The organism is Sphingobium sp. (assembly GCF_035511395.1).
GTDB lineage: Bacteria > Pseudomonadota > Alphaproteobacteria > Sphingomonadales > Sphingomonadaceae > Sphingobium.
This window is the reverse complement of sequence record NZ_DATKFP010000130.1, coordinates 1-9,862: the sequence shown is the minus strand read 5'-3', so window position 1 is coordinate 9,862 and position 9,862 is coordinate 1. Positions and strand designations below refer to the sequence as shown.

The 9,862-nt window shown below is 64.6% G+C and carries 13 protein-coding genes and 1 pseudogene; all 14 read right to left on the bottom strand.

The annotated features are described in order from the left end of the window. Positions 1-1,293 (bottom strand): annotated as a pseudogene (locus tag VMR39_RS08825) (lactate dehydrogenase); the annotation flags it as partial. Between the two features lie 120 nt (positions 1,294-1,413). Beyond that, positions 1,414-2,664: a hypothetical protein gene (locus tag VMR39_RS08820; RefSeq protein WP_037511076.1), complete on the bottom strand. Its 1,251-nt coding sequence runs from the start codon at positions 2,662-2,664 to the stop codon at positions 1,414-1,416. A 21-nt stretch (positions 2,665-2,685) separates the two neighbouring features. Then, positions 2,686-3,165: a hypothetical protein gene (locus tag VMR39_RS08815; protein WP_037511074.1), complete on the bottom strand. Its 480-nt coding sequence runs from the start codon at positions 3,163-3,165 to the stop codon at positions 2,686-2,688. 226 nt (positions 3,166-3,391) lie between these two features. Next, positions 3,392-4,024, bottom strand: a complete 633-nt coding sequence (locus tag VMR39_RS08810; RefSeq protein WP_325415606.1) for a plasmid pRiA4b ORF-3 family protein — start codon at positions 4,022-4,024, stop codon at positions 3,392-3,394. A 115-nt stretch (positions 4,025-4,139) separates the two neighbouring features. Continuing rightward, a complete protein-coding gene (locus VMR39_RS08805; RefSeq protein ID WP_037511069.1) occupies positions 4,140-4,568 on the bottom strand; it encodes a putative toxin-antitoxin system toxin component, PIN family in 429 nt (142 codons plus the stop codon). Continuing rightward, the gene (locus VMR39_RS08800) at positions 4,568-4,807 is read right to left on the bottom strand and encodes a ribbon-helix-helix domain-containing protein (RefSeq protein WP_037511067.1); all 240 of its coding nucleotides are present in this window, start codon (positions 4,805-4,807) and stop codon (positions 4,568-4,570) included. The genes VMR39_RS08805 and VMR39_RS08800 overlap by 1 nt, the downstream gene beginning before the upstream one ends. 211 nt (positions 4,808-5,018) lie before the next feature. Then, positions 5,019-5,195, bottom strand: coding sequence for a hypothetical protein (locus VMR39_RS08795; RefSeq protein WP_317209733.1), 177 nt, complete (start codon positions 5,193-5,195; stop codon positions 5,019-5,021). A 63-nt stretch (positions 5,196-5,258) separates the two neighbouring features. Beyond that, positions 5,259-5,534, bottom strand: a complete 276-nt coding sequence (locus VMR39_RS08790) for a hypothetical protein (protein ID WP_155282093.1) — start codon at positions 5,532-5,534, stop codon at positions 5,259-5,261. Positions 5,535-5,645: 111 nt separating this feature from the next. Then, positions 5,646-6,404, bottom strand: coding sequence for a PRTRC system ThiF family protein (locus VMR39_RS08785; protein ID WP_037511063.1), 759 nt, complete (start codon positions 6,402-6,404; stop codon positions 5,646-5,648). Continuing rightward, positions 6,394-7,053: a PRTRC system protein A gene (locus tag VMR39_RS08780; protein WP_037511061.1), complete on the bottom strand. Its 660-nt coding sequence runs from the start codon at positions 7,051-7,053 to the stop codon at positions 6,394-6,396. The genes VMR39_RS08785 and VMR39_RS08780 overlap by 11 nt, the downstream gene beginning before the upstream one ends. Continuing rightward, positions 7,053-7,877: a PRTRC system protein B gene (locus VMR39_RS08775; protein WP_037511059.1), complete on the bottom strand. Its 825-nt coding sequence runs from the start codon at positions 7,875-7,877 to the stop codon at positions 7,053-7,055. Before VMR39_RS08775 ends, VMR39_RS08780 begins: the two co-directional genes overlap by 1 nt. A gap of 8 nt (positions 7,878-7,885) precedes the next feature. Next, entirely contained in the window at positions 7,886-8,920 is a 1,035-nt protein-coding gene (locus VMR39_RS08770; RefSeq protein ID WP_317209737.1) for a hypothetical protein, read from the bottom strand. 132 nt (positions 8,921-9,052) lie between these two features. Beyond that, positions 9,053-9,259: a PRTRC system protein C gene (locus VMR39_RS08765; protein WP_037511054.1), complete on the bottom strand. Its 207-nt coding sequence runs from the start codon at positions 9,257-9,259 to the stop codon at positions 9,053-9,055. A gap of 48 nt (positions 9,260-9,307) precedes the next feature. Continuing rightward, on the bottom strand, positions 9,308-9,745 hold the full coding sequence (locus tag VMR39_RS08760; protein ID WP_037511051.1) for a PRTRC system protein E: 438 nt from the start codon (positions 9,743-9,745) through the stop codon (positions 9,308-9,310). Between the last annotated feature and the right edge of the window lie 117 nt (positions 9,746-9,862).

The following is a 9,862-nucleotide window of genomic DNA, read 5'->3' as shown; positions in this document are numbered from 1 at the left end:
GCGATGGACGGGGCGGCAGGTGCCTTCGTATCGGGACGCGATACCCGACAGGGCGGTCGTGAGAGCCTGCCCGATATCGATGCCCGGTTCGGCGACGCAGTGATAGTCCATGCCGAACTGGCCGCTTTTCCATTCATGAATCCCAAGCACATGGTCGGGATTGTCGAGAAAATAGCGGTTGATCCGCAGCGGCCCCTCCCCCTCGTCGCTATCGGGAACATCGGCCAGATCGATCCAGTTGTGTCCGGCGCTGAGCGTATCGGGTTCGCGCTTGCGAAAGAGCAGGATATCGACGACGACGTCCGTGCCCGCTTCCTGTCGCATGGCCCGGCCGGGAAGACGCACGGCGCCGAGGAAATCGGCGATGCCGTCGATGTGGCTGCGGGCCTTGGGGTCGCTCTTGTCGAGCGAATAGCGCGAGGTCACGAACAGGGCGACGCCGCCGGGGCGAAGATGGTCCAACGATTTCGCGATGAAGAAATCGTGGAGCGACAGGCCAAGCCGGCCGAGACTGGTCTTGTTCTGGATGCTGAGGTTCGAGAAAGGGGGATTGCCGATGGCGAGGTCGAAGTCGCGCGGCAGCGACGCCTTGTCGAAATCGATGCAGCGGATGATCTGCCCCGGATAGAGCGCGCTCGCGACACGGGCGGTGACGGGATCGTTCTCGATGCCGACGAACAGCGTGGCACTCGCCAGCCAGTCGGGACGCAGGCCCATGAAGAGGCCGCTGCCGCATCCCGGCTCGAGAACCTGGCCGCCGGTGAAACCGAGGATCCGGGCGGCGTCCCACATGGCGCGGACAATATATTCGGGCGTGTAATGGGCGTATTGCGTCGCCCGCTTGAGCGACTGAAGCTCGGCATCGGTCGTCTCCGCGGCAAGCCCCTGCCCCAGTTCTTCCCAGCCAGCGCGGAATGTGCCTGCGCGATCGGCGAAGATATTGTTCGCAAGCTCGGAGGCGCCGAAGCCGATGAACTTCGCGATCGTCTCCTGCTCGGCCGGCGTCGCCCCTCGTTGTTCGCGGTCCAGCAGGTTCAGCAGCCTGATCGCCTCGACATTGTCCTGCGCGCGGCCCTTCCATGAGGACGCCAGCATCCGCCCGGCGGCGAAGGAGAAATCGATGGGCTCGGCCGGAGGCGGACCGGCAACTATCTTCGTCGGCATCAGCGAGAAGAGCGTAGGCTCGCAAACCTGGGAGACTTTGGCGGCATCGGGCGCCGGATCGGGCGGCCTGACCGGCTGATCGAAGTCGAGGCATAGCTGGAGAGCCAGCGCGGATGCACTGTTTCGCATGGAATGCTTCCTTTTTGATGGGTTCGCGGGCGCGGCGCGGCGGCCCACAAGCACGTCAGGCAGGTCGGAGATCAGGGCGTGATGGGAAGCCCCGCGCCTGGCCTCGTCTCCGGCGTCAGGTCAGCCGAGGCGAAGCGAAGCGGCATATTGGCGCAGCAGGTCGGCCATCGCGGTTCGGGCATGCGCCTTGTTGCCGATCACGATCTCGGGCCGGAGTTCGCGGCCGAGCGGCGTGCGGTAACCGTGCGCAAGCCCGCCGCTCATGTCCTCGACAATGATCCGGTGGCCGCGGGGGCGAGCCGGGCCAGCGTAGCGCGCGGTGAAATCCCCCAAGCGGCCCGACAGCCCGGCGGCCATCCTGGACCATCGAATATGTCCGGCGGCGAACTGGTCGCCAGGGGCACGGCCGCGTGCGAGCCAGAGACGGAAATGCGCACGCTGCTGAAGCACCGAATTGCGCGTGCGCTCCATCGTTCGCGCAAGCGGCAGGATATCGGCGTCAGCGTCCAGCCTGGCGATCTCGGCGTCGTCGGCAACGACAAGGATGTCGGTATAGTCGCCCTGGCGCAGCGCATGGCGAAGCGCGGTTTGATCGCCAGGCGTCGCGCCGGTTGTCGCCGTGATGAGGTGCAACCCTGAGTCACCGCCGAGTATGTAGAGTCCTGCGGCTTCATGCCCGGGCCGTTCCCGCAGCATCGCGCGGATGCCGATCGCGCCTGTTGCGCTTTCCGAAGCGCCGAGCACCAGCAGGCGCCTGTGCCAGGATACCGGTGCGGGAGTGTCCGTGGGCGCCGGCCATTGACTGGGAAGCGGCCGGGCGATACGCGGTTGTTCTGCTCGGCTGGCCTCGAAGCTGGGCTCTGGCGGCGCGGCCAGAAAGGATCGCCGGGCGACATCGAAGATGTCTTCGGGCCTGCCGCCACCGTCGAGAAATCCCTGATCGTAGCCAAGCCGGCGGACATCCGGCTCTCCCCGGCGAGACGGCGATGGTGGACGCCCTGGCCAGCCTGCGATAGCAGCGTGGTTTCCGTTGGCGTAAGCGACGGCGGCATCCCAATCATAGCCGTGAACGTCGCGGGCATGAAGGATCGCGCGGTTGCGGCTGTCGGTGCTGCCCTGCGCGATCTGGCGCTCGACGAAGGCGAAGTTCGCGGCTTTGCGCTGGCGCTCGGTTTCCTGGGCGATCGCCTCGTTGAGGGGACGAAGCGCCTGAACGCGCTCGCGGGAACGCGCCATGCGGGCGCCGAGGGGCGCCTCGTTCGGCAGGTCGGGGAAGCGGCGCCAGGCATCGGCCAAAGCAAGGGCGTGATGAGCTGGACGGCCGCGCGCCATCCAGCATCCCGCATCGGCGGGATCGAAAGTGTCGGTCATGACGATCTCCGGCCTGGAATGTCAGCGGCTGGCGAGAAGCAGGTCGAGTGCGCGCGCGAACACCTCGTCGCCGGCGTCGTTGACGACGATCGCGGCGGGATTGGTAGCGCGCACGGCGCGGCTGATGATCGCAAGTGGCCGCTTGCGAAGCGGATATTGCAGGATCCGATCATTCTCGATCGTGAGGAGTGACGTGCGTAAAAGCCGCTTCAGACGACGGCCTTCGACGGCGCGAAGGAGGAGATCGCTCACCTCGATCTCGAGATCATGGTCGCAGGCGAGATTTTCATCCAAGGTGCGCACCGGCCGGTTCGCCTTGAGCCAGGCATCGACCTCGGCCAGAGTCCACCGGCCGACCTGATGATAGAGGTCCGCGCCGCCCGTTCCCTGGTTTCGGGCATGAAAGGCAAGTTCACCGTCGATCCAGACGTCCGCCGAAAAAGCCGCAGTTTCCTGCGAGAGCGCAGCGCTATAGGAGACGCGCCGGAGTTCGATTTGCATGGGGGTTCTCCAGACTGCTCCATCGTGCGGAGCACTCTCCCTCGTTCCTCCTCCCCTCCAACCGGACTTACAGTAATTTATCGGCGAAATTGCCCGCACATGGCCCCCTCCATTTACCGGAGGATCTGAGATGACTACGGGTATGAGCGCATATGTGACTGGCGGTCACCCAAAGGGCGTTCAATCAGATCGCGTTGACATTGCCGGTGTTTTCACTGTGCATCAATTACGGCCGGTCTTGGCGGAACCTGTAGTCTCCGCGTGCGACGCGTATGGCCTTACCAATTGCTTTGTTGATGGCGTCCAGATTGCATAGCTCTGGTTGGAATTTTCGGCCGGCCCAACGACGCATGGCCTTATGGTCTTCGTGGTCGGGATCCCGCCAGGCCTCCAGGAAGTCGACATAGCCGCCGGTGCCGCCGACGTCTTCCGGTGGGCCTGAACGTGCACCGGCGATGCATCGCGGATATTTGACGCCCTCTTCGCGTGGGAGCCTCTCGAGGCGGAGCAGGTGACGCCAGTTGTCGCCAAAGTCGTATTCGTAAATGATAGTCAGTGACTGACCATCGGGATCGTAGGGGAAAACGAAATCGATGAGCCTTAGCTCGGTGGCTTCGAAAATCCGGTTGTCGAACAGTTCGTCTTCGTCGAACTCCGGTGCGCCGAATATGAGACCCCCGACATTGAACTGATGGAGATGGCTGTCGGTCCAGCCAAAGGCGGCCTGAAGGACTTCATGGAGTTCGGCGAAGTTCAGTGCCATTGGCAGGTCGAGCGTGCGGGTGATCTTCGGCTCGATCTCCAGGATATGGACCTCGGCGCGCACGATGAAGCCGTCGAATGCAAAGGGATCGAGCATGTGTCGGAGCATGCCGTGCGTCATTGACGCGGGCAACCGGTGATCGCGTCAATTTCGCCTCGAGCGGCCAAAATAGATGACGTCGTGTATTTCACCGTGCCGATGAATATTACTCTCATGCGCCTGGGATCACTTGCGCGCAAAATGCTGCCGGGGTCAAAATCCGCGCGCGTTGGAAGCTGCCGCGCTGCAGCAGTCCGGCGCGTCGGTCCCCGGTCACAAGAAAATCGGAATCGCTGGCGAGGACCATGGCCAGCAGGAAATTGTCGTCGGGATCGCTCGATTCCACACCGTCTGGCAATGCCGGGAGCTGGTCCAGCACCGCCGCGCGATTGAGATTGTTTATCATGGTGCCAATACGATGGTTTGGCAGGATCGCCTTGATCTTGGGATAGCGGCTTATCCGGCGCAATTCATCGAGTTGGAGGTGAGACGTTACCAGCTCGAAACGGCCGCCCCGCCATGTGCGATAGATCGTATCGGGAGGGCTATGGCGAGAGATCAGCGCAGCAACGAGGACGTTGGTGTCCAGTATGACGCGCATCAGTTATGGCGCGCCCACTGGACGGCTTCGTCAATCAGATCGGTCAATTCCGCTTCGCTCATATCGGCGGTCGCATCCTTGGCCTGCTCCACGGCTTGCTCGAACAGATAGGATCGAACCGCCCGTTCAATGAACCGCGACAGGTCGCCCTTGCGGCCGCCGCCTTGAGCGGCAAGGAACATCCGCACGGATTGGTCCGTGTCAGGGGACACCGCAATGTTCCAGCGAATAGAGGACATGGCAATCTCCGGTGTTAAAGTGTTTTTGCACATATACACCGATTAAGCGAAAATTGCAATGCGGCCTGCTCCTCCTTCCCCCTCCGGGGTTTATGGGCGAGGCTGTATCCACTGCGTTTTGCTGACAGGCGTGTGGGGACTTCGACCCTTGCATGGGGGTTCACCAGACTGCTCCATCATGCGGAGCACCCTCCCCCGTTTCCTCTCCTCCTCAGGCGCAGCCCGGACTGCCGCCCGCGCCGCAAGGCCGGTATTCGGCATCGTAGGAGCAGCTGTTCTCGAATTCGGGATCATCGGTTTCGTCGACCAGATAGCCTGTGACCTCTTCGGCCGGCTCCGCCTCCAGCACGCCAGCACCGCTGGGAAGAAGACGAACAGGCGTCCGCATGGTCCCCGGCGGTCACCGCGACCTTGACCCTGATCGTTGTATAGACATGGACGTGAAACGCTCTCATGCCGGAAGCTCCGACCAGCCACCGGCGGCGCTGATCCAGACCATGCCGAGAGCGCGGAGCGGCATTTCCATGCCATCACCGGTTTCGGCGAGGGGATCGCGCACGAACACGCTGCCACGGTCGTTGGCGCGCTGCGGCGCGCGCCCACCGAGCACCATCAAGTCGCCGTCCCCGCCCGGCATATGGACGATATCGCCAGGCCTTACCTTGGCGGCCAGCACGCGGCCAATGGTGTAATGTAGGGTCCAACCCCCTTGGGAAACTGACGCCATAACTGGTCTCCTTGTGTGAATTGCCGGGCACAATTCTCCCGTCGCTCCGCCGGATTGACGTGCGGTTTCGACCGGCACGGAGCCGGCTCGGATGGGGTGATGCGGGTAGTCTCAGTCGCCGCGCGGCAACGGGATCGGGACGGCCTGACCGCTGGCGAGGTTGAGGAACGCGCCCGCATGACCGATGGAGCCGCGTCCGAGAAGATCGAACAGCAGCGCCAGGGCATGACTCGCGACGACGCGGTTCACGAACAGCGACTGGCGTTCGAGCGCCTCGGCGACCGAGCAGGACGGCGCGTCGTCGTCGGGCAGGCTCTCGTCAGCGAGTTCGGGAAAATGTTCGAGCACGGTCGGAAGGCGCGGCTGGTCGCCGGTCGCGGCGCTATCCGGGGAGCCGATCAGATATTGCCCGTCGCCGGCACGATTGCCGAGATCCATCCAATAGGCCGGGACGGTCCTGCTCCTGGCGAGTGCCGCGCCTATCATGCGACGGGCCGATGCGGTATCGACGCAAGTGATGAGGATATCGGCGTCGGCGACTCCGACGGCGCCAGGTGCGCGGCCATGCACCGCCTTCCAGGCAAGGCCGTGGGCGAGATTGATCCGTTCGGTGAGCGTGCGCGCTTTCGAACTGCCGATGTCACACGGGTAGAAGGGCTGGCGGCCAAGGTTCGCTTCGGTCACGATGTCGTCATCGACCACGGTGACGTCGAGCGACCGGGAGGAGATCGCCCGCAGAGCCGTATCAAGCGAGGCGAGCCCCATGACCATCTGCGCGCCGTTACCGCCGCAGCCGACCAGCAGGACCTTGATCGCGCCGCTGTCGAATGCGGCGGGAAGAAAGTGGCGGACGCCAGTGTCAGAGTGCATCTCGATCTCCCATGAACGGCTCGCGCGGCAGCGCGATGAACATGCCTCCGGCGCACAGGCGCGAAACCATCGTCGGGCCGTCCGGCTGGTCGAGCCGCCCCAGAACCAGCGCTATCTTCGTGGCATGGGCATCATCGGCATCGTCGGTGGCGCTGAAGAAAGCCGCCCCCGCCGCATGGCTGTGCGCGTCGCAAATGATATGCTGGCCCGCGGGCAGGACCGGCGTGCGATAGACCAGCCGGGATGGCGTCGCCTCGTCGATCTCGGGGAAAAGCAACGAGAATGCGCGGGTCGCCTCATCCCAGGCGACAAAAGCGGCAGCCTCGTTAGGCAGTGAATCGTGGAACCACGCCGTTATGCGGTCAAAAATCTCTTGAGGGATGAAGCCCGAACGCAGCTCGGCCCTGGGGCTCCCGATGCTGCCATAAGGCAGATAGGCGGGAAGCGGCGGGGTGATGGGGACGTCGAGTGCGAGCCATGGCCGGCGCAGGATCAACATCACGCCGTCGCTGCCGATGGCAAGGCCGTGGCCAACGTCAGCGGCGCGAAGGGCTTCGAGGGCGGGCGATCGTCCCTGCGGTGGAACCGGGTAGCAGGGCATGGCATCGAGGACGGCCGCCGCCGTCGGATCATCGGCGAGCATCGACATCACCACCCGCCTCGGATCAACATGCCGACGGTCACTACGGCAGGAGCGGTCCCACCCGGTGATCGGGCGCCTTGCCGATAGGGATGGAACGGCTTCAATCGCCTGACCGGGAAGCGCTTCGCCTTGCGCGCGGCAAGATCGTCCCAGAGCCGCACAAGGCCCCCTTTGCCGGTGACCGTCAGTTCCTGACCCGGATTGGGGTGGGTCGACCAGCTGTCGAACACCGCGCGCTCGAATTCCGGGATGGAGGCAATGGCGAGAGCCTTGGGTTTGGGGATGTTGCCCCAGCACAGCCGCCCATCGAGATAGACGTTGAGCACCGGCGAGTGCAGCACCTGCGTGTCAGCGGTCGGCCGCTCGCTTATCGGCAGGGCATAGACGCCTAGACCCGATCGGGTGGCGAGGAACAGGTGCGGCGGATAGGGCACCGGCACGCTCGTCCGCCCCGAAAGGGCTTTCAGACCGGCGGGCGGTGCCGACAGATCGAAATAGGCCGGACGCACCTGCGCCGGAATCCACCAGGCGAGCATATCGGGATGGGCGACCAGCACATTGCCTGGCAGGAGTTCGGGGAGAACCGTCCGCCCCAGCGCCTCGGTCCATTGACGCAGATGCGCGCGCGACAGCGATGTGCCCGCACCGATAGTCGGCCGTCCCTCGTCGTCATGCTCGATCGGGTGAATGCTGGCAAAGGCTGCGGCGCCCTCGCGAGCGCTGGCGTAGACACTAGCGCCGCGGATCGGCTGGTTCTGATAGAGCAGGATGGCGTTGGTCAGCACGAGACCGCCGGCGGTGCCTTCGAACTGGATACTATGGTCGGTCATCGCGGGCCTCACAGAGTGGCGGGATCGAGCTGAATCAGCTGCTGGGCGGCGAGCAGGAACCGTGCTCCTGCCCGCAAGGACAGGAGCCAGTCGTCGATGCGGGCCGGATCGGACAGCGGGCAGAAGCCGGCGATGTCCAGGAAGCCATATTCCATGCCGTGGCGCCCGACATCGTCGACCTCGCGCGCGAACTGCTCGACCGGAACCAGCGTCAGGGGCGGCAATCGCGAGCATTCGTCGATGCCTGGGAGATAATCGTAGGCGACCTCGAAATCGAAGTGCCAGGCATTGCCTTCCGGCGACAAGCTCCCAAGGGCGTCGTGCGCCTTGCGAAGTTCATGCAGTTTTTGGCGCAGGCGCTTCGGCAGGCGCGCCCGCGGCCCCGCGTTTGCCGCGATCATCCATTCGGGCCGGCGCGCTTCCATGTTGGACGGCAGCGTCAGCTCTTCGCTATCGTCAGGGTCCGCAGCATGATAGTCGATCATCCATTGCCGCGCCGTCTCATCGTCAGTCGCGCCGTCCCAATAGTACATCGAAATCTCGTCGAAGAGATCCTGATAGCCGAAGACCGGAAGCGCGCGGCCCAGCATATCTTCGAGCGCCTTGTAGGCGGCCGCACGCCAGGGAACCGGCGCATCGCCCTCCTCGATCCATCCGAGGTCGAGTTGCCCCATGCTATCGCAGATCACCGCGATCGCCGGTGGACGAGCCTCCTCGCCCTGAAGGACCACGACCCTGAGGTCAGCGAGTTCAACGCAGCCCAGAATTTCGAGCACCGCTGTGTTGAAGACGCGCTCGATATGTTGGCGCGCCTGGTCGCGTGTGGTGCGTTTGACCGCCGTTTCCCATGATACCACCCAGCGGCCCATCAGCTTGTGATGCGGCGCCAGCGGAGCATCGAAAAGGACGGGAATATCGCCCGATAGCGCGACGACACGCCCGGCGAGATCAGCCGAGAGGTGGGAGACGCAGGCCCGGCGGCGGCGGAAGCGGTCTGGGCGCTTTGCCTCGACCGTCGCTACCCTCGATGAGGACGCGCGCATGGAGCGCCTGGGCCTGTCTGCTGCAGGCGGGCTGCGTGAAATCGGTCGTGTTGCCATCGTCATGCTCGATCCATTCGGCGAGGGACTTGCGGACGGCGGGCGGGATCGCCGTGCTGGGCTTGCGCGCCATGATCAGCCCTTGGTGCCGACGGCGCGCCGGTATTCGGTGACGTGGGCGCCGCCCGACACGCCGGCGTCGAACAATTCAGCGTTGAGGATCGCCGGATAGAGGGTGGCGTGGTAGGCCCGCAGGCCGTCGGGGTCACCCGCGAGATGCGGCGGCACCGGAAGATCGATGCCGTCATAGCGGTACGCGCGCGTGAGATGATTGATCTGCATGGAAGGAGTCTCCGGCTTGGGGTCGTGGCGACGATCGAGCGGCGCCGCTCAGAACAGGGTGGCGGGTTGGTCCGGCCTGGCGTCGACCGGCGGAGTAGCGGCGTGCTGGAGTTTCGGGGCACTCGCAGGCGTGGTCGTCTTTGCCGCCGGCGCCTTGGTGGCGGCCTTGGCCTTCGCGGCCTCCGCAGCGGCGACCCTTGCGTCCTCGGCCGCCTGGCGCTGATCGGCGATCTGGTCAGCAAGGGTCTTGCGCGAGGCAATGAGCTGGCCGAGTGCGCCATCGGTTCCACGGCCGAGTTCCGCATCGATTTCAGCCGCGCTCGCCGTGATCGAGATCGGCCGAGTTTCGCCGGATTCGAGACCGTGTTTCGCGCCTTCCGCCTTGCGGGGAATGACCGTCAGCGTGACGGTATCGTCGGGGCCGGCGACAAGGTCGAAACCGAGCGAGTAATTGGCGAGAAGCGGGAGCAGGTTGGTGATCAACATGGGCGTGGGTCCTTGTCTGGAAGGGCGGGGATGCCGGTCAGGCGGCGATTGGCGGGATGGGAGCTTCTTCCGGCGGCGCAGCGCGATCCGGGGGCGGTCCATAGGCGCCATCGAGCG

What these genes read in the sequence shown, in the direction of transcription:
- VMR39_RS08795 (WP_317209733.1), bottom strand. Translation starts at nt 5,195, where the DNA reads ATGCGGACGCCTGTTCGTCTTCTTCCCAGCGGTGCTGGCGTGCTGGAG.
- VMR39_RS08805 (WP_037511069.1), bottom strand. Translation starts at nt 4,568, where the DNA reads ATGCGCGTCATACTGGACACCAACGTCCTCGTTGCTGCGCTGATCTCT.
- VMR39_RS08785 (WP_037511063.1), bottom strand. Translation starts at nt 6,404, where the DNA reads ATGCACTCTGACACTGGCGTCCGCCACTTTCTTCCCGCCGCATTCGAC.
- VMR39_RS08760 (WP_037511051.1), bottom strand. Translation starts at nt 9,745, where the DNA reads ATGTTGATCACCAACCTGCTCCCGCTTCTCGCCAATTACTCGCTCGGT.
- VMR39_RS08815 (WP_037511074.1), bottom strand. Translation starts at nt 3,165, where the DNA reads ATGCAAATCGAACTCCGGCGCGTCTCCTATAGCGCTGCGCTCTCGCAG.
- VMR39_RS08820 (WP_037511076.1), bottom strand. Translation starts at nt 2,664, where the DNA reads ATGACCGACACTTTCGATCCCGCCGATGCGGGATGCTGGATGGCGCGC.
- VMR39_RS08770 (WP_317209737.1), bottom strand. Translation starts at nt 8,920, where the DNA reads ATGCGCGCGTCCTCATCGAGGGTAGCGACGGTCGAGGCAAAGCGCCCA.
- VMR39_RS08765 (WP_037511054.1), bottom strand. Translation starts at nt 9,259, where the DNA reads ATGCAGATCAATCATCTCACGCGCGCGTACCGCTATGACGGCATCGAT.
- VMR39_RS08775 (WP_037511059.1), bottom strand. Translation starts at nt 7,877, where the DNA reads ATGACCGACCATAGTATCCAGTTCGAAGGCACCGCCGGCGGTCTCGTG.
- VMR39_RS08800 (WP_037511067.1), bottom strand. Translation starts at nt 4,807, where the DNA reads ATGTCCTCTATTCGCTGGAACATTGCGGTGTCCCCTGACACGGACCAA.
- VMR39_RS08780 (WP_037511061.1), bottom strand. Translation starts at nt 7,053, where the DNA reads ATGTCGATGCTCGCCGATGATCCGACGGCGGCGGCCGTCCTCGATGCC.
- VMR39_RS08790 (WP_155282093.1), bottom strand. Translation starts at nt 5,534, where the DNA reads ATGGCGTCAGTTTCCCAAGGGGGTTGGACCCTACATTACACCATTGGC.
- VMR39_RS08810 (WP_325415606.1), bottom strand. Translation starts at nt 4,024, where the DNA reads ATGCTCGATCCCTTTGCATTCGACGGCTTCATCGTGCGCGCCGAGGTC.